Here is a 26709-nt window from a genome sequence, read left to right on the forward strand (position 1 = left end):
GATTTTTAGTTAATTTTGTAAAACTAGTAAAAAAAAAGTTATAAATAATATTGATTTGTAAGTATTTTATTTGGATTTTTGTCGTACTATGTTAAAAAACTTTAATGGACGTAATTTTTGTTTAAAAACAATGCATTATTTTTTATGATGAAATATCTGAAATACCCCGTAAATTTTAAATCTTTGCTAAGAGGTTCGCAGGAGAATTTTTGTAAGATTGACGAGTCGATTGCATATAATATTATGATGATAATTACAACTTCTTTTGGGGAGATTCCAGAGACACCAAGCTATGGGACGATTATTTGGGATTTAGAATTTAATCAACATATTAAAAAAAGAGATTGGGAAGACTTGGTCAGAAAATCATTATATGATTCAATTAGTGCTTTCGAAAAAAGATTAATTCTAAGCGAAGTTTCTATTTCTTTAGATGAGATTAATGATAAAGAATTAGGTTCAAGTATTAGAAGAAAAGCCAATATAGTCGTAAAAGGTTCTATCATAGAAAGTTTAATCCCATTTAATTTTCACACAAAGTTGAATATAAGCCCAATTTCGCAATAAAATAAAATATGAAGGACGTTAAGTTTATCGAAATAAAGAACAGGATACAAAAAAAATGCTTGGAAATTTGGGGAATTGAAGATATCGATATGGCAGACCCTCTCGTGATGATGTTATTAGATGTTTTTGTTCATGAACTTTATTATTTGTATCAGGAAGGAGTAGAATCTGATAATAAAATTATTGAGCGTATTACTCAGGAGATTGTACCAAGTCAATGGAATTTGCCAATGCCAGCTCATACTTTGGCAAGTACAACTGCTATTAAAGGTATTGTTATGTTGAATAATGATACTGAATTTGTGGTAAAATCAGGAATGGCCACTAATGTTGATTATGATATTTATTTTACGCCTTTTACCAATGAAAGTATTGTAGAAGGAGAGATTAGTTTTCAAATGTATGACTCATTTTTGATAGATTCTTCAAAAAATGTGAGGCTTTTACCTGCGCAGCATAAGGTTTCAGATCATCGTATTTGGGTTGGATTAGATGTTTCGAAAGAAAATCTGGAAAAACTTAATGCATTGAAATTTACTTTTATAACCGAAAATTCATCATTAGATACTTTTTTGCAATTTATAACAGTAAAGGATTCTTTAGGAAATAATATCGAAATAGAAAATGAAACTTTTGATGAAGTTCAGGATAATAAGCATTATTCCGAAAATATAAAATCATTCTATAAAAATTCTATTTACAAATTAAAGCTGGACTTAGAAAATTTGGTATACGAATCGATATTAGACAGATTTGAAATAGAGAAAGAAGAGTTAAAATCCAGTAAAAAAGACACTGGATTGATTTGGTTAGAATTTGTATTTCCTGAAATTTTTACTAAAGCCGAGTTCGATAAAATTCAAATAAAAATAAACACATTTCCAATTGTAAATAGAAAGTTAAACAACAGAGTGCATAATGCTCAGATTGAAGGTCGTCTTTTCCCGATGAAAGCAGAGAGAAATACTTATTTTCTCGATGTGATGAAAATTTTTAATGAAAAAAATATTGAATTTACAAATGGTATTAAGCGAGCCAACTCTCTTACCTCGAATACATTTACTGTTTTTTATGGCGGTTTAGAAAATTATGATTCACGAAGCGCTAAATTTTTTCTTAAAAAATTAGCTAGGGTATTAAGAGAGGATATTAGTTCTTTTTCGAATATAAATGCCGATTATATAGATGCTACAATGACGAGAATCAATGAAGAAATTAATTCGATTGAAAGCAAAATTAATAGCAGTTATAGCCAGGTTAATGAAGAGGAAGTATATGCTTTAATTCATGAAACTGAGAAATCTAAAATTCTTTATTACTCGTATTGGACCTCGAATGGGCAGGTGGCTAATAATTTGAAAAAAGGGACTGTTTTAAAGCAAACTTCTCTATCCGAATTGGCCCAGGATTCTACCGTTTTTGAGACAAGCTCAGTTGGAGGAATTTACAGGAATAATAAAGTCGAAAAACTAATCAATCTACGCTACGGTTTTTTATCAAAAGAGCGCTTAGTTACAAAACAAGATATAAAATCAGCGGTACATTATCATTTAAGAAGCATTACCAAAGAGGTTTTAATTACAGATGGAGTAGGGATAAGCAGTAACAGAAAACAAGGAGTATTCAGAACCATTGATGTAGAAGTCGTTTTACAGGAAAATTATGCTTTGCAGATAGAAAATAAGAAAAAAATAGAGATGTTTTTAAAAGAAACCTTAGAAAAACAATCGGTTATGAACATTCCATTTCAAATTACAATTAACTAAACTTATGAACGAATTAGATTATAGCCCAAGCTTATTATCTGCAATTAAATCTGCTAAATCATTAGCTATTCATGATGGTCACAGTACATATGGAGTGGCTCATTTAGCATATGCATTATTATTTGAACCAACAGGACTGGTAGAAGTATTAAGATCACTATCTAAAGATATAGAGTATATAAAAGAATGGTTTGATGTGAGAAAAGAAGTGTATACTTCTTCTCAAACCAATGACAATAGCGTGACAAGTGATACAGAAGTTGAGAATGTTTTTACAGAATCAAATTTCAATAAAATTAGATTAGGAGCTGATTCTATCGATGCCTTTTGTGTTTTTATAGCGATTATTAAACCGGGGTTGATTTATAGTGATAAACAAATTGATGGCTTAAACTTAAGCGATAAGGAACTTTTGAAACACTTTGGACTTAGAAATAATCAAAAGAGTTTTAGTCTGGCGGACAATGCTGACGAGCAGGAAACGATTGATATCAGCTATTGTGATACTTTATATAAAAAAAATATTATTGAAGAGGGAAGTAGTATCATCGGCAGAAATAGAGAAGTTCGATTGATACTTGAAAATATCGAACGATATGAAAACCATGGTATTTTATTAATTGGAGAATCTGGTATTGGAAAAACAAGTATTATCAAGAACCTTATTCATAATTTACACGAAACAGATCCTAATTTCTTTGAAGAAACACTTGTTTTATCTTTAAATGTTTCTAAACTCGTTGCAAATTGCAGTAATGAAAATGAGATTTCGAAAAAGCTTATTGAAATTTTTGAAAAATTATCCAAAAACGGAAAAAGTATACTTTTTATTGATGATATACAGGTGTTGTTAAACTCATCAAACTCTAAATCAAATGCTGTAATCAATATCATTAATACGCAATTAACCCAGGGCAATATTAATATTATTGCCTCAATTGATGCTGATTCTTATAGAAAATCAATTGAAGGAACTACTATAAACGGAAAATTCGAGAACATTTTTATCGAAGAGCTGGATTATTCTTTATTGATTGAATGTTTGAATATTTATAAAAATAAATTAGAAAAACATTATAAAATAGCCATTAACGAAGAGGTGATACAGGAAGCAATTCATTTGTCTAAACGATTTTATAAAGAAAAAAAACTGCCTTACGGAGCAATTGATTTATTAGACAGAACGGCCTCATCAGTAATTGTTTCTAACGCAAATTCATTAGTGGAAATTGTAAAAATAAAAGAACAGATAAGAGAATCTGATCCGGCTGATGAATCAAAAATGAGTTTGCTTGAAAAAGAAATATACAATCGAATAAGTTGTGTTGTAACCAGTAAAATTGATGTTACGGAAAATTCGAAAAGACAAAAAAATGAATCGGTTACTTTTGAAGATATCGAGAAATTAGCATCGAACATTGAAACTATTGCAAAAGAAAAAATTACAGTTGTAACAAAATCTGAGATTCTGGCAGTTGTTTCTAATGCGACCGGGATACCGTTGGGAAAAATAAGCGCGGGAGAAAAAGAGAAGCTTTTAACAATCGAAGACAAACTGCAGGAAAGGGTAAAAGGACAAGCACATGCTATAAAAACGCTATCCGAAGCTATTATCGAATCCCGAAGTGGTTTGAGCAATCCTAAACAACCTATTGGATCATTCTTTTTTTTAGGACCAACAGGAACTGGAAAGACAGAATTAACAAAAACGCTGGCTGAATTGTTGTTTGATGATGAAAATGCGATGATTCGGTTTGACATGTCAGAATTTAAAGAAGAACATTCAGCAGCTTTATTATATGGTGCTCCTCCGGGATACGTAGGGTATGAAGAAGGAGGGATGCTAGTTAATAAAATTAGGCAAAAACCGTATTCAGTTGTGCTTTTTGACGAAATCGAAAAGGCACACAGCTCTGTTTATGATGTGTTTCTGCAAATTATGGATGAAGGAAAAATTCATGATAAATTAGGACGTGAAGGTGATTTCTCTAATGCGATTATCATTTTTACTTCAAATATAGGAAGTCAATGGATTCAGGAGCAAATAGAAAGCGGTCATTTACCTACTTCTAATCAATTAATTGAGATTATGAGCCAGCATTTCAGGCCTGAATTTTTAGGTCGTTTGACTGAGGTTGTTCCGTTTGCACCTATAAACATAGAAATTGCCAAAGCTATTTTTAAATTACATTTAAATCGATTACAAGAGCAATTAATAAGCATCAAAAATATTTCATTTGATATATCAGATGGTGCTTTAGAATATCTGACAAATAAAGGATTTTCTAAAAAATATGGGGCCAGACCTATTGCAGGAATCGTAAGAACATATCTAAAGAAAACAATTTCAAAATTAATTATATCAGAAGCCATTCTTGAGAACGAAGCTATTGTTTTAGATATAAAAGAAGACGAGTTTATTTGGGAAAAAAGGTAAGTTATGGAGCAAGATATTTCAGTTTTAAAGCAACAGCTTAATTTTAATTTAAGGGGTGAAATTCTTTTTTATGAATTGCAGAATATTCTAAAAGATGATACCGAAGTCTTTGTCAGGCACAAAGGTCTTTCAAAAAGAAACAATTCCAGAGATGCAATTGATATCTCGTCGATGTTGTATCAGGAAGATTCGAGATTTACTAAGGAAGCACTTGTTTTGCATTTAGCGAAAAACAGTATTTATCATAATTTACCTGAATTACTTTTTCATCCCCTGTCCGTAAGTAATTCTACAATGTCTAACAAAGAGATTGTAGAAGCTGTAAAAGAAAATAAAGAAACAGAGAATAATGCTTTGGATTTCTTTATGCCTTTTGACAATGAGATTTTTTTGGCAAATGCTAATTATGCCATCAGAAGCCTTCACTTGTTTCAGGATAAAATTGATTTGTTTCTCAATGTAGTAGATGAATTAGTGGGTATTGAATTTGATTTATCCAAAACGCAAAAAAAAAATCTCTTCATTTATTTATGTGAGGCCGAAAAGCTAAAAGAAAATCTTCCGGAACTGGAAAAAGGTTTAGAAATGTTACTGGGCAATGAAGTAAAACTAAAATATAAAAAACATGTATTTACAACATCTCCTTTTTTAAAATTAAGCCAGGGCATTTTAGGGTTTGATTTAGGACTTAGCGGAGCTGTAGAAAGTGAGATAGATGATGTAGAGGTAACCTTATATTTTGAAGGAAATATCGATTATCCCATTTTAGAACACAAGATGGAGCTTACGAGAAAAGTATTAGAGTATTTTCTAATTAGTAATCGAAAAGTTGATATCGTGTTTTTTAACAACTATCAATTAGGGATAAAACTAAACGAAAACTATTTAGGCATAAATACCATTTTATAATTTTTTAACCATAATAAAAGAGATAACATTCAGCTATGAATACAATACTACCCTTTTTTTTAAAATACCTGTTAGCACCGTTTTTGATACTTATTATTACACTTGTCATGAGTCAGTTATCGAGTATAAAAATCAAAACAAAAGCGGCCATAATATTTATTTTATGTTTTTCGCTAATAGCAGCTTTGCCTTGTTTATTTGCTTTTTTTAACAATGAGTTTATTTGGTTTGGTTTATTGTTTTCAATCTTATACTACTTAGTGCTCGGAGTTATGTTGTTATTTTTTATGGATGCTGCTTTATTTCAAAAGATAGAAATACAAAATAGTGCTCCTGCAAAAATATTTCTTTTTTTAATTGTGGCAATTCTCTCTTCCTGGATTTACTATCTGTCGTTTAATTATATCGCTATATCCAGTTATGCACATATCAGTATGCTTAATATCCTATGGTTATTTGCACCAATCTTTTTCCAGGAATCAAAGAAAAAATATTTACAGATTCCTGAGTCATTTTATGAATATTGGAGGGTTGGAAAAGAACGTAAGGACATTGAGTATTGGGACAATATTGATAAATTTCGTTTAATGCAGGTATCTATACATATAAAGAAAAAAAATAATTCTGAATTCTTTTCAAAATTTGATGTAAAAATTGCCCAAGATGTCAATTTGGGTAATTGGTTTGATAAGTTTATTGAAGATCAAAACTATAGATTTCCAAATGATGCCATTGAATCCAGTGCTGAGCAAGAAGATAAGGGTTGGACTTTTTATACTGCAAAATATTTTAGTTTTCCCTTATTTATAAGAAACTTGAGTCCTCATCAGACCATCTCTGAGAGTAAACTGAAAAACAAACAAACCATTTTTGCTAAAAGAGTTACTTTGAAACAGCAAAATGAAATAGAGGAATAATTAAGATTAGTCTTTTTCTATAAATCCTTATTAACTAAAAAAAATAATACTAGAATATAACAACTTAGCAATTATGAAATCAAACATACATTTACCAATCAACTGGACAGATGGTGTAAAACTGACCAAAGACCATTTTATCAATAATTATTTCAACTTTATAACAATTGTCAGTGAGTATAATAAAGTTCAGTTAAACAATTTTAATTATGGATCTATTGAGCCCGCAGGTAATAAATCTATAGACATTGAAATAAAAATTGAAGGGGGACAATTAGTTGCCTATTTAAAAAAATGTGAGGTAATTGCTAAAAATGGATATATAATTTCCTATAGTCAGGATATTTATGGTACAAAACTCCCTGAAGCAAGTATCAATGCAAATGATTTAGACCGAAATTCTGCGGAGTATTATTATGTTATTGTTTCTATAAATCCTTACGATCTAATTCCTGTAGGTATTCCAGACCCGGAAATAATTCCGTTACATCATCCTCATGCTCTTCCGGAGATAAAGTTACATATTGTCAAAAAAAATGAGGTGAACGATAATTTTTTATCTGGTTACTTTTTAATCGTAAAAAAATTAGCATTCCAAAACGGTACATTCATTGACGACGGAAAATACATAGCTCCGGTTGTAAAAACAAAAAACAATGAAACTTTAAATCAATTCATTACAAAAGTTAATACCGAATTATATCAGTTAAACGATTTTTCAATAAAAATTCATAAAAAAAATACGCACAGCTCCAGTAATAACAAGTTAGTATCTAACACGTTTAGTTTGTGTACTAAAATAATTGATTACTACGCAGAACATTGCTTTTATCTTAAAAACATAGCTTCTGAAGAATCTCCGGTGTATATGTTTGACAAAATAATTGTGTTGGCCAATCATCTTATCTCAACATTAACGCTAATGGACGACAAAGAGAAAGAAATGCTTTTACAATATTATTACGAATGGATTGATGTAAAACCGTCAGAATTACTTAGTGTATTGTTTGAAGCAAAAAGCGCTGTTTACGACCATAATGACATTGCACAAACACTAGAAAAATTAAATCAGTTTCTAGGGATTTTAAAACGCTTATGGCATAAATTAAGCGAATTAGAATACATTGGGCTTAGAAAAGAAAATATTGTTATTAGTGAAGAAACCAAAGTGTCAGCGCCAAAAAGTAATACGTGGTCAATACTAGATTAAACATAAAACTATGAAACCACTTAATCACGTTAAAATATCGGCTAAAAAGCGCAAGTTTTTTATTATGTTTTTTATAACATTCGCTTTTGTTTTTGGTTGTCTCTATATCACGCTGGTAACAGCAAACAAAGGAGTTGCCGAGTTGGAGCAAAAACACAAATACTACAATGATATTGCTGTAAAACAAGGTGAAATGAACCTTCTCTTAGATGAAATCTTAATAGAAATCAACGATTTAAGATTTAAAGACAGAACCTTAAACGAGCGCAAAAACCTTCAGTCTCTGATCAATGAGAAAAGATTTGCCATCAATAATGAGATCCAAAAGTCAAAAACGAATATGACAAATTTTTTTGGTTTATATGAAGAGTTTTTAGTTGAACTGCAACGTATACAGACTAAAATTGATGTTTTAAAAGAAGCCGAGACAAGTTACGACATCAATAAAACGCAGCTTAAAAAATGTATTGACAAACACAATCAGGAAAATAAAAAAAAATAATCCCATTTTATGAAGAAGGCAATAGAATTTGATGAAACATATTGGAAAAAAGTAAAATTCAACTTATTATTTATCATCAGTGCTTGTATTATATTTATTGTTGTTACCAAGTTTTTATTAAAAACGCCCAATTTTAATAATACAGATATGCTCAACAGAATCAATGATTATGAAAAAATGCAAAAGATTAAAGTAGATTATGCTAATAAATCCAGGCAAATTTTTCAGATAATTGATACAATAAAGTATGACATCAATCAGGTGCAGCGTATAGATGAAGTAAAAAGAAGGATATCCGAGTATAAACAATTGTATAAGAATAACGAATTTCATTCGTCATATAACTTTTGCTTAATTGGCGGGAACTTATTAAATGTTTTTTTAGAGATAAACCTTGAAGAAAGTACCGTCAAAAAAAACGATACTCTTGTACAAACAAGTCTTAACGAATGTAAAGCAAATTTTAAAAATGAACATTAAAAATAAAACAGTAGTTATCCTTTTGTTCTGCCTTGCGGTAATTTTAGTGATAGTGGCATTATTATTTCCTTATAATAAAAGATTGAGCAGTCTTGATTTTTCAATATTAGATGAAAATGATAATCATCAATACGAATTAAATGAGAAATTATCTTTTAAAATAAATGATAGTACCTTAATATCAGATAAAAAAGCTGTTTGGTATTTTGGTAACGGTGATTCAATTGTTAGTAAAGGAAGCGTAGACTATACTTACGACAGAGCGGGTAAATATTTAGTAACGCTAAAAATTGATAATAAATTTGATTTTTCAAAACAAATCAATATCGTCAATGGCAGAATATTGACAGCAAAAGATTCAATTCCAAAAATATTTTGTTCAGAGTTTGGGTATGTAGGCGAAGAAATTGTCTTTACAGCATATTCACCAAGTTCTAACAATTGGTATTGGGAATTTGGAGAAACCGGAACGATCGATTCTTATGAGAAACAGGCTATTTATATTTTCACTCAGCCCGGTGTCTATACCGTAAAACTGGAAACAGATAAAACCAGATATCCAATAACAAAAGAGATTGAAATTCTGCAATTGTATGAACCGTTCAAAGAGCCGGAAGTTATAGATTCTGCAGGTATTGTACTGACTGATATCAAAAAAAGATTGCAAATTATTGCCAATCTGGGTGCAAAAGATACCAGAATGTATAAAGAACAGGTTAATTACTTAAAAAATAAATACATCTGTAATGATTTATCTGATGTAGTAGTGGTGGTAAACGAAGAAAAATACAATGATTTTTTAAGTTATTGTCAGGGACTTCATTATTTAGATGGAAATTCTACTGTAATTCAAGAGGTAAAATTAGATACTATTAAATGCTTTAAGCAAATGAATATTACTCAAAAAACTAAAAAACAAAGTAAATAGATGAAAATTAGTATTTTACTTCGTTATACCTCTTTGATGTGCTTATTGATTACAAGTACTGTTTTTTCGCAGGTTAAAAATAGGACCAGTGTTATCAAAAAAACAGAGAAAACAGTCAATACTTATGATAACGAAGAGCAAAAAGAAAATGAAAAATCAGAGCTTAAAATGGTTTTTTCCGACAGAAACGATAATAATATTTATGAAGAACCTTATGGCGCCAGAGTAAAAAATAAAGTAAATATTTTATCTCCAATGTATGTAATCAATGAAGATAAAAATTATTATGAAGTTGTGGTTGCTGATAAAAAACTGGTCGGTAAACCTAAGGGGACATTTGCTGTTTTGCGCAGTAAAAAAAATCACTTTTCTAATGCAAAAGAAGTACAATATCTGGGTTGGATTAAAAAAGATAATGTCATTGAATACAGCCGGGCAATGCAAAACCAAGTCAATTTAAAGTATGTAAAATATTTTGTGGCTTCAAATACGTTAGACAACTTATTTACCAGTAGTAAAAATGTCAAAAAAAGTGCGCTTTTATTAAAAAACGATCCCAACTTAGAATCAGTATCTAAAAAACATATTAAGCTTAACGATTTTGTTTATGTATATAAAATAAACAAAACAAACAATTCAGCCTTTGTATCAAATTTTGATGACGTTATGCCAAAAGACACAACCAATCTTAAATACGGCTGGGTTCCTTTGCAATATTTGAATCCTATAGAAGATAATATGGTTGTCAGGCTGAACCCTACAGATACCTTACAGTTTTCTTCAGGAAAAATTAATTTTCCGGCTAATGAATTGTACAAGAATACTTTTTTTGTAAATGAAAATCAGTCAAGTGAGCCAATCAAGTTCGAAAACACAAGTAAAATATCGCTGCCCATAAATGTTTGGAACCACGACAAAAACAAAATTACAAATTTAAAAGGCGATGACATTTCGATTAAAACCATCGAACAAATCGCTTTGGAGAGTAAAAATATTAACTTTTATTACGTTTTTGAGAATAACAACTCAACAAAGCAATATTTAAAAAAAACACTTTCGGCATTACAGAATCTTAAACTAACGACCAGTAGTGAGTTATATGCGAATTATAATTTTACATATTCGTTTATAGCAAAAGGGAAATCTAAAAGTTATTATTTGATAAAATCTCAATCTTTTTCAAAATGGTTTGATTTAATAGAGAAGAGTATCAAGACACCTGATGAAATTTTGAAAGAAAATATTTTACCGAACAACAATACAAACATTAGTCAATTTCTGAATTCAGAAACAAATTTCGAAAATAACTTTTTTATCCTGACAGGTTTAGAAGGATCTATCAATAATGTGCTGCCGGATAGTTTTAATATTTTGGCAAAAAATAATGCTAAATTATTATACATAATTTTCAGAAATGAAAATAACTCCGATAACCAGAATTTTATTCTGCAGAGTAAAATGTATTTAAGCGAGGCTAGTAATGCAAATAAAAGAAATATCCAGAACTATTATGTTGATCCAAAACTGGTTGCAAAAAACGATGAGTTTATATACAATGGCGATGTAGATAATGATTATATCTACGATGCACCATTAAAAAGTAATTTTAACGGAGGTATCATTTTTCCTAAATTAAATGGAGAGCTTACACCGGAAACTATCAATAAAGCCATTGACAGCGTTATTAGCAAAACTATTAAAACAAATAATACATTATTAAAATCGCTGACACAATACAAAAATGAATTTAGCTTTTTAAGAAGTCAGCCAAGCGGAACGATCAATAATCTTATTCAAAATTATCCTCGAACAGATAGCACGAGCACCGACATACCTAAAAACTATAAAAGCGAAACATTTGTAATAAATGCAAAAGATACGCTTAACAGTAGTTTAGAAAACAAAGTCCATATTTTACTGACTGAGAGTGAAATTAAGCAGCTTATAGAAAACTACAGAGAATTAATTAGCAAAGAATATACAAACGCAAATATTGATAAAGTCGAGATTTTAAGCTTTAGGGACAGATGTAAAATGTTTGCGAGTAAGATTAGACAAACAGAGGCAATAAAAAACAGAAGTTCTTTGGCTGATTTACTTTATTACAAGACAAGAGTATTTGTAAATAGTCCTGATTTGCATGAAATAAGGATTAAAGATATTCGAAAGTTTAAGAAAAAGCCTGACCAATTCAGAACAATTTTTACAACTTTAAACAGTAAGGTTGAGGTTTTAGAAAAAATGCAGCGCAATAATACTTTTGAGGTTTTTGACGATGAATCCCAGACTAAATATTATTATATATCAAAAAAACTTCTATTATAAAATAAGGATTATGGAGATTATGAATACAATAGAAATGACAAAACCTTTGCATGAAATAATTTTAGAGTTATTTTATTTTGAAAGCAAAGGAAAACCGTGTGAACTCACAAAAAATGAAATTTTATGGAGGCTTAAAGATCCGGGCATTACTGAATACCAAATGGAAGAAGTGCTCAATTGGATGGTACATCATAAAAAACTAAACGAAAGTCTGGGGGTTTATTCCCTGGATCGCTTTGAACTAATAGATTTAGAAGAAAAATTTAAAAACGAAAGATTGAATAAAGAGAAAAAACAAGAACCTATTTTTTTTACTAATTACAGTACCATAAACAATATTCATAGTGCGGTGAGACCAAAACCCATAGAGATAATTGTTCAGTACATTTTACCAACGTTTTTACTTTCCTATATTGTTTTTATCTTTTTTTTGGTAAACAAGCTAAATAAAAGTTTCGAAGTCAATAACAGTAAAATTGAAGATGTAAGTGAGTTAACACTTAAAGAGCCTAAAACTGGAGTTATTAGGAAAAAAGCAGCTTTATCAGATAAGGAAGTCAAGCGCTTGTTTTCTAATCAGCATCAAAACATTTTATATTTAAACAAAACGATTGATTCTTTACAAAAACAAGTAAACAAAATAAATGAAATCCATACAATTGCGACTTCTGATATAAAAACCCAGATAAATTCATTGCAGCCTCAGGTAAATGCTATCATCTTGCATATTACGGTCGTGCTTCTGGGATTCATTTTATTATTTTTTATGAAAAATATTATTAATTAATATTTCACATTTAAAAATTCATATAAATTCTCTGCAACCCCAGCAAATACTGTATTCTTACATATTTTAATTTTCGTTAAAAAAATATTTTACGATTTTTGATGAAAAAGATTACGAATAAGCTTGTTTGTTTCATTTATATTTGTATATTCGTACAACAAATTGATTGCGAATCACCCTCATCTTCCTACAAGAAGCAATTTAAAAAAGTACGTTAGTACAAAAAAGAGGTATTCTAAAATCATGTAGAATACCTCTTTTTTTGTTAATACTAGTCATACAAAATAAGGAGGATTCTAAAAAAACAATTTTTAACAACTTAATTATTTTTATTATGGCATTTAAAGCAATTTTAGAATTCGAAGGAAACGAGTACCAAGTATTATTCTCAAAAGTCGATATGATAAGACATACTGATGGTAAAGGAGCAGTTTCATCTGAAATTAAAGGAGGTAGATTAAACCTAAAATTAAAATCTACAGACAATACTACTGTAATTGAGCAGGCAGTAAACAGTCAGCACAAACCTGTAAGCGGGAAAGTAAAATTTTTCAAAGCTGATTCTGAGCAAGTAATGAAAGAACTTTCTTTTGAAAATGCATTTATTGTATTCTTCAGCGAGCAACTTGATGCTATGGCAGAAACTCCAATGACTACTGAGATCACTTTCTCAGCAGAAAAAATTACATTAGGTAATGCAACATTAGATAACAATTGGGCTAAAATTTAATTTATCTCAATTATCAGGAAGCGGTCAAGCACCGCTTCTTGTTTTTTATAAAGTCTTAATGCTTTAAGGGAGTGATTTTAGGAAAATAACAAACTTGTATTTGTTTATTTCTCTAAAATTCACAGGATCTTCTCTAAAGACAAAGGAAATTGTTGGAAAATATTTTCGTAATTAATTCTAGCCATTCTATTTGCTTTAATTATATAAGATTCTTTTTATTTGATTAATTTTTGAAAGCTATTACTGTGTTTAAGGAATAAGAAATTTATATTGTAGTTTATGCTTTCTGTGCTTAAAATTAAAATTGGTTATGAAATGTTTTAGAAATATTTTTAGGAGAGATAACTATAAAAAGAATGTAGTGAAAAACTATTTTAATATTTGTTTTTTTTTATTGCTTTTAGGTTGTAGTGAAAAAGGAGATAAAACTAAATTTTCATCTTCAACAATAAAAAATAATAATGAAATAGTTAACACTATTGATGTTTCAAAAAAAACAAGTGAAAAAAAATCCTTTCATAAACTGGAAAAATTATTTTGTATTGGTGATTTTGATGGTGATGGAAAAAGAGACACCATTTTTGAACATAACTTTTCAAAACTAAAAAAAGAAGAAATTGAATATGCTTTGGATCCAGCAAAAAATGAATGGGAAGACATTATAAAATGGTTCTCTAAACAAGATTCAGATGTATATCTTGCTTTCAGTAAAATCAACCAAGACAGCCTACACTTAGGCACTGCACAAGGACTTTATTGTTTATTAAATATTGGAGATACTAATTTTGATGGAAAAGATGAAATTGCGTTTGTAGTTGACAATTTAGATTTCAGCAATTTGAATAGTTGCAAAATTTATTCTTTGTGCAAAGGAAAATGGATTGGATTGAAGCAATTTAATATTGATGAAAGTGCTTTTGATTTTGCATCAACCAAGGCTACACCATTTGGGATTAAAAATTATTTAGAAAAAAAAGGGGCTAAGTGGTTTTATAGAGATAAGGCACAAAATAAGTCTAAAATGCAATTATTAAAGCTTAACAAATGTCAATAATTTTGATATAAATAAAGTATAGTTAGTATAAATTATTCAATTAACAAATTGAAAACATAAAAAATAATTTTCAAGATATATGCAAGACATATTTTGATTTTGTAGAATATATAATTATAACCCTTTTATTATGTTTAGAAGTTTTGAATCAGGAAAAGAAAAAACAAGAAATCCTTTTGATAAAAGCGAATTTCTTAAAGATGATATCTGGGAAAGAAAAGATGTATTAGGAGAAAGTTTAAAAAGTCGTAAAACTAAAGATTCTCATAATAATTTTTTTCCTGGTGGTCCAAATCGGATAGCCTTAGAAGGAGAAGTTTATTACAGCCCTATTGATAAAAAAATCTATCTAGGTCATAAAAATGGGAGGTGGAGTATCGTTAATGGATTAAAAGAAGTAAAAACAAGTTTTGCAGGATCTGCTTTTGTATTAAATTCTGCATTTACAGGGGTTGGAACTGCTTTAGGCAATATTAAAGATAGTGGATTTGATTTAGCAGAATTTAAAAATTTTGAAGCAACCCGTTTTCACCCGAAAGGAACCTATGAGTTTAATAAAATTGCCTCTGGCATTACTGATGGTAAAATTTATGTACAAGGAACTGCAGAAAGTGTAAGCGCATTAAAAACCATTGCTAATGTAGCAGAAGGGCTTGGGTATATTGCTGGATTTGTAGGCATTGTATTGTCTTATCAAGAATGGAGGAATAAGAAAATTTCAGGAGAAATACTCGCTTTAGATATTGCTATGACTGCACTTTCCTTTAGTGGTCCTGGCGCCCTGATAGCGGGTGTTTATTTTATATTAATTAGATCGGATACAAAAGACAAATATTTTAATCATCAACCAGAAAATATTTATGAATCTGCAAAAGTAAAATTAGATAATACCAGAATAGATAGACCAGATTTTAAATTTAAAATAAAATGATTATTAGAAAATTAACAGACCCAATATTTATTCATTTTTCTAAAATGTATATCCATTTTTATCAAGATAGAAAAAGATATTGGCGTATATTTCCATCATTGATTTTAGCTACTATTTTTACTTTGAACTTAGAAACACTATCTTTTTTTATAATGCCTGTTTCAAGTTTTTACTATGTCTGTATGGCTCTTTTCTTTGCTGTTATGTTTCTGCTTTTATATAATAATATAAAATACGAATATATAAAAGATTACAAGATGTCAAGTAAAATTAGAGTAATAATTACTTTACTAATAATAGTTGATTTAGTAATTAATTTCATACTTACATCTATGCTAAGAGACGAAAAATTACAGAGAATGATTTTCTTGTAAAAGGAGTTTAAAAAGTGAAATATTTATGAATCAGCAAAAACAAAAATAGATAATACTAGAATAGATTCGAAACATTATAAATAATAACCAAATGATTATCAGGAAATTGACAGATCCAATATTTATTCATTTATCTAAGATTTACATACATTTTTATCAAGATCAAAAAGAATATTGGCGTATGTTCCCATCGTTGATTTTATCTTTTCTTTTTACCACTAATGTTGAGATATTTTCTTTTTATTTTGTTGATATTAATAAATATTACTATGTAGGCTTAGGGGTGTTTTTTATTTTATTCTTTTTTCTTATATATAAAAATATAAAATATGAATATGTAAAAGAATATAAGATGTCAAATAAAACAAGGATAATAATTACTGTTCTGATAGTCGTTGATTTAGCTATCAATTTTATTTGTCTCAATATCATGAGAAATGGAAAGTTTATGTGGTAATCAGATTAGTATTATTTAATAAAAAAGAAATTATAAGTTCATAGAAATAATGATTATTAGAAAATTAACCGACCCTATATTTATCCATTTTTCTAAAATGTATATTCATTTTATCAAGAAAAGAGAGATTATTGGATTATTTTTCCATCGGTAATTTTAGCTACTCTTTGTACTATTAATTTAGAAACTATATCTTTTTATGTAATGCCTTTTCCGGGGTATTATTATGCTTGCTTAGGGATATTCTTCGTTTTTTTATTTGTTCAATTATACAAGAATATAAAATATGAATATGTAAAGAATTATAAGATGTCAATCAAAATATTAATTTCAAGTTTGATAGTTGTGGATTTGGCTATTAATTTTATTCTAACAAATATTTTAAGAAATGGAAAATTTATGTGCTAATCATTTTAGTGTGAAGTAAATTTAAAGAAGAATAAGCGTATTAATCGCTAATGGAGTAGAAAATATTTATAATTCAGCCAAAATACAAATATAAAAAGTAGATAAATCAGGAATTGTTCCATTTTAAAATTAAGTGATATGAAATATATTTTATTTTTTTACTTCATAGTATTGTCTGCCAATTCGCAAACTCCTTTTCATACTTTATTAAAATCATTAAATGGATATTCAGAGATTAATATTTCAAAATCGAATAGAACCAAATTTTATTTAGGCAAAGATGAGTTAAGCAAATTCAACTCAACCAAGGTTATTGAACTCTATAAAGATTCAAATATAAAACCACTAATTTATATAGTACCTATAAGTATATCTGCCGAGTTTAATGTATTTGTCGAGATTCCTGTTTCTGTTTTTACCGAAAAAAAAAATATGGTCACCACTAATACATATGGCTCCTACTTAATATTTGATAAAAAAGTAAATGTATTATATCGTATAGAGTCGGATATGGCTTGCGGTTCAGTATATAAAAAAAACAAAAAAATTTTAGTTACCAATAGTTATTTTGGGACATTAATGGATAATGTTTTTATAGTTGATAAAAATTTCAATAATCTAAAAAATGTAGAATTTGAAAGTGAACAAGAATTATAGTACCTATGCAAACACTTTAGTGTTTGATAAACGTTGTTGATATTGATAGTAAAGAAAATATATTAGCTCAAATACGATTATATAAAAAATATAAATACCAATCAAACCAAAATAGCAATAAGCATACTGATAGTACATGATTTGACTATCATCCATTTTGTCAGTCTTAATATTTTAAGAAATGGAAAATTTATGTGGTAAGGATTTTAATAAACAATAAGTTATGCAAAATAAAAAATCTTTTAATATTAATTATGACAATAATTTTTTCATGAAGAAATTATTGTCTGTAATTTTATTATTACTCTTATTTTCAATTTTTTATATGTATTCTTTTTTTATATTAATGAGTATTGAATCTATAAATGATGATTTTTTAGCTAAATACTTTTATTTTCTAAGAATAGGAATAGCAACAGGACTTACCTGTGTATTCTTATTTTTATTTTATGATAAAAAAAAGATTATTTTATCTATTTCTAAACTTTTGTTAATCATTTTTATTTCGAGTCTTGTTTCGGGATTATTAGCATATTTTTTTAAAAATAGTCCTTGTTGGCCTTTAAAGTATTTGATAGGTATAATCACAGGTCTATTATTTTATTTATTATATAAAAAAGAAAATAGTAAAAAATTAAATTTCTTATCGGGAATAGTTTCACTATTTGCCCTTTTACTATGTGAAAATTTAGAACGTTTTTTATTAATGGATCGCCCAGACTATCCGTCTATTTTATATACCAAATCTTTTCCAAACATGATATTTTGGCTTGGAATAATTCTATTTATTTTTTTCTCATCGTACTTTTTTTCTAAAGGATTCTGGATAAAAATAAAACTATTAAAGATTCTAAAAACAACTACAATCAAATAAAAATAAACGTATGAAACCACCTGCAATAATTTTTGGAATAGATAGTAAAAAGATATCTCATTTTACTGACATCAGACTAAAACAAGTAATTAACTCACATCATCAATTTGAAATTCGAGTTCCACATGCTGCTGTAGAAAGCCCGTTGGCCTATACGCTCGAAAATGCACAGGCATGGTTGGGTAAAGTAGTACACATTGTGCTGGAAGAAAATAATAATTTTCTGGGAGTGGTTACCAATATAGATTTCGATCAGGAAGACGGACATTCGGGAAATCATATTGTAGTTTCAGGCTATTCTAAAACCATATTATTAGAGTCTGGTGAAAAGTTACATTCCTGGGAAGGACTGCCTTTGAAAGATATTATAAAAGAGGTAATAAAAAATGGTGCCGGAGAACAGTTGCAAAATGATATCAATCCTGAATATACCAGTAAGATGGATTATCAGAATCAATATCTCGAAACAGATTTTCAGTTCATCCAGAGATTAGCAAAACAATACAATGAATGGTTGTATTATGATGGTGAAAAGTTAATATTTGGTAAACCTAAAAGCTTTGATAGTCCTATATCGTTAACTTACAATAGTGAGATTTCTAAACTAAAAATATCTGTGCAGGCAGTGCCTAATAAATTTAGTGCTTTTACATACAATGAAAGTGCTGATAAACGCTACACTGCAAAATCAAAAGACACAGTAGGAGGGTTGCCAAAACTAGGTAATGAAGCATTTGCAAGCTCAAAGGAAGTTTTTGCAACGCCTGCGTTTACGCATGGTATAGTGAGTACCGGTGATGATTTGGTTTTAGAATCCTTCTTAAAAAAGAAACAGGAAAGTGCAGCAGCCAATACTAATTATGTTTCAGCAACTACAAAAAACTCAAAACTAAAAGTAGGAAGCATTGTTAACATACAATCAAGTGTTTTAGAAAACTCAAGTATGATGACACAAGAAGTAGGTTCTTTTATAATTACCGAAATTAGCCATTATGCTACACATTTGGGAGAGTATGAAAATAACTTCAGAGCAATACCTTCAAAAGTATTGAGCTTGCCGGAACCGGATGTTGCATATCCAATTGCTCAAACACAGCAGGCTATAGTAGAAAGTAATACAGATCCTCAAAATAAAGGGAGAGTCAGAGTTCAGATGCTTTGGCAGCAAGGTACTCAAATGAAAACCGCCTGGCTGCGTGTCATGACGCCTGATGCAGGTAGTAGTGATAAAGTAGGAACCAATCGGGGAATGGTATTTATTCCGGATGTAGGCGATCACGTAATGGTACATTTTCGTTATGGCGATCCTAACCGACCTTTTATTTTAGGAAGTGTTTTTCACGGAAAAAGTGGCGGTGGCGGTGGAAAAGACAATAACAAAAGAAGCTTTGCCACAAGAGGCGGAACCTCGCTTATTCTTGATGAAGAAAAAAACACCTTTACAGCGACAGATCCAAGTGGTAATATGATAATGCTTAACGGAGACGGAACAATGACTATTTATGCACCAAATAAGGTCGATATACAATCAAAAGAAATAAACCTTATTGCTGATGAAAAAGTAAGCATTAGCGGAACTAATGAAATAAGTGTTGACAGTAAAAAAGTACTCGTTTCCGGGACAGATGAAGTGACCGTTAAAAGTGATACCCAAATTACTGATGAAGCACCAAGTATTAATATTAAAGGGAAAAATACAATTCTGGCAGAAGGAATGGTCGTTGATATAGATGGTAAAACCATGACCAACGTTAAAGGTGGAATCGTAAATTTAAATTAAAATTAGAAATGAATAACGCTCACAATCCTATTGCTGTAAGGGTCGAAAACATTCAAAAAATATGGAATAAGACCAGAGCAGCCAAACCAAAAGCACAAGTGTTTAGTATGGTTTGTTATACCGAAGATTATCCACTGGTAGATAGTTTCATTCGGTTAGAATCTTCCGCTTACGGCAGATCAGAGGATTCGTTTGTAGCTTTTTCAATTGATTTTTATGATAAAAAAGACTTTTACACGACTATTATAGAGCAATGGATCCTGGCTTTTGATGAAGACCTGAAAAAACACACCGGATGGAATTGGGAAGATTTCGCTTCTTTTAAAGCTGTTCTTCAGGAGATTAATAAATTAAGCGTTGATAACTTAAAAGATTTTTACATCAACATGCTTATAAGTTTCAAAAAGTTTGAAGCGAGAACAGGCAATCTTTTAATTGTTAGTTTTTTAATAAAAAAAGTAAGCAGCCTTGATTTGCTAAATGAAAGCATAAAAGAATTGATAGTTTTATTGCCTGAAAATATAGGATTCCTGTTTCTTGATTATAAGGAAAGGCAGCAATATAAGGAAGTGATCGCCTCAGTAAAAGAAAAAGGTATCATGATCGAAATTCCCAATCAGGATATTAATAAAGCCTACAAGGAAATTGCTACACAAGGAAACCCAAATGATCCGCAGGTGCGCTATAGAAAATGTTTATTTGAAATTGGTGAAGCGGCAAAAGATAAAAAGCAGGAAAAAGTAAAAAAACTGGGCAATGAGCTTATAGACATTAGTAAGAGTACAGGAGAAACCAGTTTTTGGGCTTCCTCTTATCTTGTTTACGCCAGTTTTTTATTTCAGTTTAAAGATGAGCAGGAACTCATTCATCAATTATTGGATAAAGGGATAAAAATAACAACACCTTTTTATAAGGAAAAACAAGATATTGCAGGTATTTTGATGCAGCTGCTCATGTACAAAGGCTCACATTACAGCATCATGGGAAAACGCGATACTGCTATAGATTATTTTTTAAAGCAAACAGTTATAGCCAAAGAAGTCCATCAGGAAATGCAGGTAATAAATGGCTATAATTATGCACTGTTATTGGCAGCAAAAAAAAGGGATCAACAATATAGTGAAATTTTAAACGATGCTTTCGAATACGGATATGCTTTGACAGATGAAGTACTCAAAATCATCAATTTTACCTTTATAGCCAACAGTTATTTAGAAAATGACCCAAAAATTGATTATTCAGAAAAAGAAGCTATTTCGGACAGAATGAAATTAATTTTTGGAAAAAACTGGAAAGACAATCCAAAACAAATTGCGAAACAAATACAAGAGGAATATCAATTAAGCAATACCTATTAATTATGTTATTAACCGATAATCATTTGACTATGGTCGTAGGGATAGATATCCATTTTACCACCCTGCCGCCTTTTAATCCGTTTCATCCTTACATAGGTATTGTTATTGATCCAGCCGATTATATTCCTTTTTTAGGCACCAGCGTACATGTAAACGGTTTTAAGAGAGGGAACTCAGATACCAGCGGTATCATAATTCCGCTGGTGCACATTCCGCTTTTTACCCCGCCATGGCTTATGACGCCTATTATCGGTCATGAAAGCATGAACTTTTTTGCTTCTCAAACCGTTTTCTCAGACAGTACCAGAATGAGTCCCAAAGGACATATGCTGATGACCTGTAATGATATCGGGATTCCGTTATCGCTGTCGTTAGGGAAAGCCAAAATAGGCAAAAAAATGCTTCCTTTTGCGCCAACGCTTTTTGCGCCAACTTCCTTTTCGCTTCCTATCCCAACAGGAAAACCGGTAATGGTAGGAGGTCCATATCCGCCGGACTGGGGAGGTATGCTAACGGGATTACTGGCCAGCATAGGATTTAGCACCCTGATGAAATATGGAAAAAAAGCATTCAATAAACTTCTAAAAGGGTCCGTTGGTCCCAACTGGCTCAGTAAGCTTTTGTGTAAGGCAGGTTTTGAGCCCGTAAACCTTATTAACGGAGCAGTGATTTACGAAGGCAGCGATTTTGATATCACCGGCCCGATAGTCCTTAATTGGGAACGTCGCTGGTACTCAGATTCAGAGTATACTGGATGGCTTGGCCACGGTGTACATTGTGTATATGACAGGGCTGTGGAGTTATATCCGGAAGATGATGCCCTGGGGCTTCGCATGGATGATGGAAGAATAGTGGCATTCCCGTCACTGCTACCCGATGAAGAGTTTTACCTGCGTCAGGAAAAAACAACCCTTAAAAGAACCGCAGACGGATATCAGGCATACGACCATAAAAGCAGGCTTTTTTATGATTTTACCCTTTTTGACGGTAAAAAATACCAGCTTACGCAAATTACCAATCACGACGGACTGTGCATTATTTTTGAATTTTCGGCATACCGTTTAAATAAAATTATCGATACCACAGGAAGGGAAATAAAAGTAAGCACCATAAACGGACTTATCCAGAAATTAGAACTGCAGGGCCCCGAAGGAGACGAACTTTTGATCGCGTATGATTACGATGAGCACCAAAACATGTCTGCCATTATAGATGCCTTGGGTAAACCGACCGTTATTAAATTCCAAAACCATCTTATGGTGGAAAAAACAGATCGCAACGGACAAACTTTTTATTGGGAATACGATACTAAAAAGCGCTGTGTACACACTTGGGGCGACGGCGGATGGCAGGAAGGCTGGCTCGAATACCATCCCGAAGAAGGCTATAACCTTGTAACGGATGCCAACGGAGCGGTAACTACCTATTATTATGAGCCAAGCCAGCTGGTAACCCAGATAAAAGACCCTATGGGAAACAGCATTTTTTATGACTATACAGAGTTTATGGAACCCTACCGCGAGATCGATCAGGAAGGCCGAATCACAGGGTTCGTTTACGATGAAAAAGGCAATAAAACAGGTACAGTTTACCCCGATGGCACAGAGGAAATGATGATTTATGATGACCAGAACCGTCCATCGATTGCCATTGACCCCGAGGGGCAGAAGACCATTTATTTGTACCATGCCCAAAACCCGAACCAGCTAAAAACCATTATAGCGCCGGACAAAACCAGCACCCATTTTACCTATAATACCGACGGACTGCTGGCGAGCGTTGCCAAAAACGGCAACAAACTCGAACTAATTTACGACGAGCAGTACAATCTTATTGAATGGCGAGAAAACGAGAAGAAACTAAAATCCTGGGAGTATGATTATCGTGGCCGTGTGCGTGCCATTTATACCCCAATGCAAATGGCAGACTATTTTAGCTATGATGCGCTTGACAGGGTAAGGCAAATCGTAGAGAAAGACAGCAACGTAATACAGTTTAGTTACGATAGTTATGATGATGTGGTAGCCTTAAAAGACAATAAAAACAGCATTAAGTTTACCTACACACCATTAGGAAGCCTTTCTACAAGAGAGCAAAACGGCGTAAAAGTACGTTTTGACTACGATAAGATGGAACAGCTTGTAGGGATTAAAAACGAAGACCATGAAGCTTATTATTTTACAAGAAACAAAGCCGGACATATTGTAAAAGAAACCGCTTTTGACGGTATCGAAAAAAAATACAGCCGCAATCTTGCCGGAGAAGTAACCCGAATAGATCACGGAGACGGAAAATTTACAGAATACGAGCAGGATGCCTTAGGACGTATTACCAGGGCCGATTATCATGACGGTACCTGGGAAACTTATACCTACAATAAAAACGGACTGCTGATAGAAGCCGTTAACCAAAACGTAAGCATATACTTTGAGCGTGATGCTGTTGGGCGCATCATAAAAGAAACCCAAAAACAACAGCTCGATGCCAACGAAAACGGCATAACACTGATATCAACATACAATGCTTTAGGACAGCGTACCAATTTAAGCACCAGTCTTGGCGCAGATATAAACACGCATTACAACCAAAAAGGGGAACTCGAGCGTATAGAAGCGCAAAGTAACGAACTTAAGGAACAGCACAAGACTTGGGAAACTACCCTGAAAAGAGACGATCTGGGCAGGGAAATAGAGCGTTTTGCCACGGGCGGACTGCACATAAAAACGAGTTACAACAATAGCGGCAAGCAAAAAGAACAGGAAGTATTTGCCAATGGAAGACGCACCGGAGCGCGTTTTTATAACTGGGACACCAACCAGCAATTAAGAAGCGCGGTAAACCAAATGACCCAAAGTTTGACCTATTTTGATTATGACGATTTTGGAAACCTTGCTAAAGCCAGTTATGATGGAAAAGAAGAGTTGTACAAAACCCCTGATGCGGTGGGTAATTTATACAAAACGATAGACCGCAGTGACCGTAAATATGGCAAAGGCGGAAAACTGCTGAAAGATGAAAAATATTATTACAAATACGATAAGCTGGGGAATTTAATACATAAAAGTCCTAGAAACATTATTGAACCTTTAAAATTTGAAAAACCAACAAACTTCTTTGATAAACTTATAGGTAATAAAGCCGAAGAAGCAAGTTTACAAGAAGAGCACGAACAGTGGCAGGACGGAGATACCCTTTATAAATGGCTGGCAAACGGAATGCTCGAAAGCGTAACCAACCCAGATGGAAAAGTAGTAAGTTTTGAATATGATGCACTTGGAAGACGTACGGCAAAAATTGCAAACAAGGAAATAAATCGTTATGTTTGGGATGGAAATGTTCTTATTCATGAATGGAAATATGATCTAAAAGATCGACCTAAACTTGTTGTGAATGGCGATGATTTGGTTTACGATAAACCAGAACCAATTGAAAATTTGGTTACCTGGGTTTATCAGGAAGGTTCTTTTGTACCGAGTGCAAAACTTATTGGAGAGGAAAAGTTTTCTATTATAAACGATTATATTGGTCGCCCTGTACAAGTTTACAACGAGCAAGGCGATGTAGTGTGGGAAACTGATTATGATATTTATGGTGGTTTAAGAGAATTTAAAGGAGATAGGAATTTTATTCCATTTAGACAACTTGGGCAATATGAGGATGTAGAGACAGGTTTGTACTATAATCGTTTCAGATATTATAATCCTGATAATGGAATGTATTTGAGTAAAGATAGAAAAGACTTAAAAGGTAATAATCCAAATCCCTACGCTTATGTCTTTGATTCGAACTCCCAATTTGATCTTTTCGGGTTAGATATTTTCTATCAATTATTTAATAATGGTAAGATGGTCTATGAAGGGATTACAGAAAGAGATGTACAAGAAAGATTAACAGAACATGCCCGAGATGGTAAAAATTTCAATGAAGTTAAATATCTTGATGATTTAGATGGAAGGGTAGGTTCTAGAGATGTAGAAGGGTCTTCTTTATATCATAATAAAAATAATGCAGGTCAACTTAATAAAAGACGACTAGATGGAGGATTTTATCATTCGTATGATCCTGACAACCTGAAAACAGGTAGGAAATTTTTTAGTAAAGAAGAAATAGATGCAAAAATGAAGAATGCAAAAGTTGTTGATGTAGATGCAAAAGGTAAAATAAAATGTCATTAATATGGAGAAAATAATAAGCACAAAAATAAAAAAACAATTAGATATTATTTTAGAGTTAAAAGCTCAAATAGAGAATTGGAAATCCTATAATGAAGATGAACTTTTTCAAATAGTGAAGGAATTTGAGAAAAAACCAAGAGATGAAGGATCATTTTGGTATGAAGAAGTTTTATCTGATAAAACACTAGCTTCTAACTTACTTGAAATTGCAAATAAATATCCAGAAAATACAAAAATGAATATTTATATTGTGTCTGCATTAGGAAATATGATTAAAAGATACAAATTAGAGTCTTCTGAAGAAATTTTTAATTATTTTTTAAAAAAGACTCAAAAAAAAGGAGTTGCATTATATGTCTCATTTTTTTTACCATATCTACCTCAATTTGACAAATATGATAAAAAATGGGAATATATTATGTCTATTAAAAAAATCACACCATTAAAAGATGCAGAAATATCCTTTAGAGAAAGAATTGAATTCTTTTTAGATCAACTACCTATTACGTATGTACAAGAAACCATTACTTTTTTTGAACAATGCATTATTGTTGCCAAAAGTGATTATTCAAAAAAAAAGTATAAGGAATTAATTGAGAAATTAGAACAATTGAGCTGAAAATAAGCAATAGTAAAAAATGACGAACTTTTAAAGAATTAAAACAATATGAATATCAATAATCTTGAAAAAGTAATTTACCCTTTTTTTTGGGTAGAACATGATAAAAGTGTTTCGGTATGCCTAAACGTAGGAGAGTATAAAACAGAAATTTTTGAAACAAGAGAAGAGGAAGGGTTTGAAGGAAATGGATATGACTGGGCGTCATTGGCACAAGTTTTTTTGGAGGAGAAAAAACCTGAGTTTATCAATATAGTTAAGTTTGATCCAGAAGGGAGTATGTTTTGTGCTTACTCTTCTGATACAGACGCGTTGAAAGCATTTGTTATATCATTTAAAGAGGCTTGTGAGGATAAAACATTGATACTTGATTTGTTTTCAAGGGCAGAGTTAGATTGATATATCTAGATAAATGGATTATTAAAAGGCTGCCTGAAAAATTACTTTTAGGCAGTCTTTTTTGT

Annotated in this window: 21 protein-coding genes; all 21 read left to right on the forward strand. The window is 31.1% G+C overall.

The annotated features are described in order from the left end of the window. The first annotated feature begins 147 nt into the window (after positions 1-147). The 21 genes from J2W48_RS18205 to J2W48_RS18305 all read left to right on the forward strand — a co-directional run bounded on the left by J2W48_RS18205 (position 148) and on the right by J2W48_RS18305 (position 26644). Complete coding sequence (locus J2W48_RS18205; RefSeq protein WP_056250649.1) at positions 148-567, forward strand: GPW/gp25 family protein; 420 nt, start codon at positions 148-150, stop codon at positions 565-567. Between the two features lie 8 nt (positions 568-575). Continuing rightward, on the forward strand, positions 576-2333 hold the full coding sequence (locus J2W48_RS18210; RefSeq protein WP_310283136.1) for a hypothetical protein: 1758 nt from the start codon (positions 576-578) through the stop codon (positions 2331-2333). A gap of 4 nt (positions 2334-2337) precedes the next feature. Beyond that, entirely contained in the window at positions 2338-4770 is a 2433-nt protein-coding gene (locus tag J2W48_RS18215) for an AAA family ATPase (protein WP_310283139.1), read from the forward strand. A 3-nt stretch (positions 4771-4773) separates the two neighbouring features. Beyond that, a complete protein-coding gene (locus J2W48_RS18220; protein WP_310283141.1) occupies positions 4774-5679 on the forward strand; it encodes a hypothetical protein in 906 nt (301 codons plus the stop codon). Positions 5680-5714: 35 nt separating this feature from the next. Then, positions 5715-6596: a TssN family type VI secretion system protein gene (locus J2W48_RS18225; protein WP_310283142.1), complete on the forward strand. Its 882-nt coding sequence runs from the start codon at positions 5715-5717 to the stop codon at positions 6594-6596. Between the two features lie 73 nt (positions 6597-6669). Next, on the forward strand, positions 6670-7806 hold the full coding sequence (locus J2W48_RS18230; RefSeq protein WP_310283144.1) for a hypothetical protein: 1137 nt from the start codon (positions 6670-6672) through the stop codon (positions 7804-7806). A gap of 10 nt (positions 7807-7816) precedes the next feature. Next, positions 7817-8308, forward strand: coding sequence for a hypothetical protein (locus J2W48_RS18235; RefSeq protein ID WP_310283146.1), 492 nt, complete (start codon positions 7817-7819; stop codon positions 8306-8308). A 9-nt stretch (positions 8309-8317) separates the two neighbouring features. Next, positions 8318-8788, forward strand: coding sequence for a type VI secretion system TssO (gene tssO, locus J2W48_RS18240; protein ID WP_310283147.1), 471 nt, complete (start codon positions 8318-8320; stop codon positions 8786-8788). Further along, complete coding sequence (locus J2W48_RS18245) at positions 8778-9716, forward strand: PKD domain-containing protein (protein WP_310283149.1); 939 nt, start codon at positions 8778-8780, stop codon at positions 9714-9716. Before tssO ends, J2W48_RS18245 begins: the two co-directional genes overlap by 11 nt. Next, on the forward strand, positions 9717-12041 hold the full coding sequence (tssR, locus tag J2W48_RS18250; protein WP_310283150.1) for a type VI secretion system protein TssR domain-containing protein: 2325 nt from the start codon (positions 9717-9719) through the stop codon (positions 12039-12041). It abuts the gene before it with no gap. A gap of 10 nt (positions 12042-12051) precedes the next feature. Next, positions 12052-12828, forward strand: a complete 777-nt coding sequence (locus tag J2W48_RS18255) for a DUF5457 domain-containing protein (RefSeq protein ID WP_310283151.1) — start codon at positions 12052-12054, stop codon at positions 12826-12828. A gap of 334 nt (positions 12829-13162) precedes the next feature. Continuing rightward, the gene (tssD, locus tag J2W48_RS18260) at positions 13163-13558 is read left to right on the forward strand and encodes a type VI secretion system tube protein TssD (RefSeq protein ID WP_310283152.1); all 396 of its coding nucleotides are present in this window, start codon (positions 13163-13165) and stop codon (positions 13556-13558) included. Positions 13559-13919: 361 nt separating this feature from the next. Next, positions 13920-14612: a hypothetical protein gene (locus J2W48_RS18265; RefSeq protein WP_310283153.1), complete on the forward strand. Its 693-nt coding sequence runs from the start codon at positions 13920-13922 to the stop codon at positions 14610-14612. Positions 14613-14742: 130 nt separating this feature from the next. Further along, positions 14743-15543 (forward strand): hypothetical protein, encoded by an 801-nt coding sequence (locus J2W48_RS18270; protein ID WP_310283154.1) that lies wholly within the window; start codon positions 14743-14745, stop codon positions 15541-15543. 1377 nt (positions 15544-16920) lie between these two features. After that, positions 16921-17439, forward strand: coding sequence for a hypothetical protein (locus tag J2W48_RS18275; RefSeq protein ID WP_310283155.1), 519 nt, complete (start codon positions 16921-16923; stop codon positions 17437-17439). Positions 17440-17662: 223 nt separating this feature from the next. Further along, positions 17663-18313 carry a hypothetical protein gene (locus tag J2W48_RS18280; protein WP_310283156.1) on the forward strand — a complete coding sequence of 217 codons (651 nt, stop codon included), beginning with the start codon at positions 17663-17665 and terminating at the stop codon, positions 18311-18313. Positions 18314-18323: 10 nt separating this feature from the next. Continuing rightward, positions 18324-20093: a type VI secretion system Vgr family protein gene (locus tag J2W48_RS18285; RefSeq protein ID WP_310283157.1), complete on the forward strand. Its 1770-nt coding sequence runs from the start codon at positions 18324-18326 to the stop codon at positions 20091-20093. Positions 20094-20101: 8 nt separating this feature from the next. Beyond that, complete coding sequence (locus tag J2W48_RS18290) at positions 20102-21451, forward strand: hypothetical protein (protein WP_310283158.1); 1350 nt, start codon at positions 20102-20104, stop codon at positions 21449-21451. Positions 21452-21453: 2 nt separating this feature from the next. Then, a complete protein-coding gene (locus J2W48_RS18295; RefSeq protein ID WP_310283160.1) occupies positions 21454-25626 on the forward strand; it encodes a DUF6531 domain-containing protein in 4173 nt (1390 codons plus the stop codon). A 1-nt stretch (position 25627) separates the two neighbouring features. After that, a complete protein-coding gene (locus tag J2W48_RS18300; protein ID WP_310283161.1) occupies positions 25628-26245 on the forward strand; it encodes a hypothetical protein in 618 nt (205 codons plus the stop codon). 48 nt (positions 26246-26293) lie between these two features. Continuing rightward, complete coding sequence (locus J2W48_RS18305) at positions 26294-26644, forward strand: immunity 51 family protein (protein ID WP_310283162.1); 351 nt, start codon at positions 26294-26296, stop codon at positions 26642-26644. The last annotated feature ends 65 nt before the right edge of the window (positions 26645-26709 follow it).

It is taken from the genome of Flavobacterium piscis, assembly GCF_031457575.1.
Classification (GTDB): Bacteria; Bacteroidota; Bacteroidia; order Flavobacteriales; family Flavobacteriaceae; genus Flavobacterium; species Flavobacterium piscis_A.

Bases quoted from the DNA above. Each gene is read 5' to 3' on its own strand.
- J2W48_RS18205 (WP_056250649.1), top strand. From the start codon at position 148: ATGAAATATCTGAAATACCCCGTAAATTTTAAATCTTTGCTAAGAGGT.
- J2W48_RS18210 (WP_310283136.1), top strand. From the start codon at position 576: ATGAAGGACGTTAAGTTTATCGAAATAAAGAACAGGATACAAAAAAAA.
- J2W48_RS18215 (WP_310283139.1), top strand. From the start codon at position 2,338: ATGAACGAATTAGATTATAGCCCAAGCTTATTATCTGCAATTAAATCT.
- J2W48_RS18220 (WP_310283141.1), top strand. From the start codon at position 4,774: ATGGAGCAAGATATTTCAGTTTTAAAGCAACAGCTTAATTTTAATTTA.
- J2W48_RS18225 (WP_310283142.1), top strand. From the start codon at position 5,715: ATGAATACAATACTACCCTTTTTTTTAAAATACCTGTTAGCACCGTTT.
- J2W48_RS18230 (WP_310283144.1), top strand. From the start codon at position 6,670: ATGAAATCAAACATACATTTACCAATCAACTGGACAGATGGTGTAAAA.
- J2W48_RS18235 (WP_310283146.1), top strand. From the start codon at position 7,817: ATGAAACCACTTAATCACGTTAAAATATCGGCTAAAAAGCGCAAGTTT.
- tssO (WP_310283147.1), top strand. From the start codon at position 8,318: ATGAAGAAGGCAATAGAATTTGATGAAACATATTGGAAAAAAGTAAAA.
- J2W48_RS18245 (WP_310283149.1), top strand. From the start codon at position 8,778: ATGAACATTAAAAATAAAACAGTAGTTATCCTTTTGTTCTGCCTTGCG.
- tssR (WP_310283150.1), top strand. From the start codon at position 9,717: ATGAAAATTAGTATTTTACTTCGTTATACCTCTTTGATGTGCTTATTG.
- J2W48_RS18255 (WP_310283151.1), top strand. From the start codon at position 12,052: ATGGAGATTATGAATACAATAGAAATGACAAAACCTTTGCATGAAATA.
- tssD (WP_310283152.1), top strand. From the start codon at position 13,163: ATGGCATTTAAAGCAATTTTAGAATTCGAAGGAAACGAGTACCAAGTA.
- J2W48_RS18270 (WP_310283154.1), top strand. From the start codon at position 14,743: ATGTTTAGAAGTTTTGAATCAGGAAAAGAAAAAACAAGAAATCCTTTT.
- J2W48_RS18275 (WP_310283155.1), top strand. From the start codon at position 16,921: ATGAAATATATTTTATTTTTTTACTTCATAGTATTGTCTGCCAATTCG.
- J2W48_RS18280 (WP_310283156.1), top strand. From the start codon at position 17,663: ATGCAAAATAAAAAATCTTTTAATATTAATTATGACAATAATTTTTTC.
- J2W48_RS18285 (WP_310283157.1), top strand. From the start codon at position 18,324: ATGAAACCACCTGCAATAATTTTTGGAATAGATAGTAAAAAGATATCT.
- J2W48_RS18290 (WP_310283158.1), top strand. From the start codon at position 20,102: ATGAATAACGCTCACAATCCTATTGCTGTAAGGGTCGAAAACATTCAA.
- J2W48_RS18295 (WP_310283160.1), top strand. From the start codon at position 21,454: ATGTTATTAACCGATAATCATTTGACTATGGTCGTAGGGATAGATATC.
- J2W48_RS18300 (WP_310283161.1), top strand. From the start codon at position 25,628: ATGGAGAAAATAATAAGCACAAAAATAAAAAAACAATTAGATATTATT.
- J2W48_RS18305 (WP_310283162.1), top strand. From the start codon at position 26,294: ATGAATATCAATAATCTTGAAAAAGTAATTTACCCTTTTTTTTGGGTA.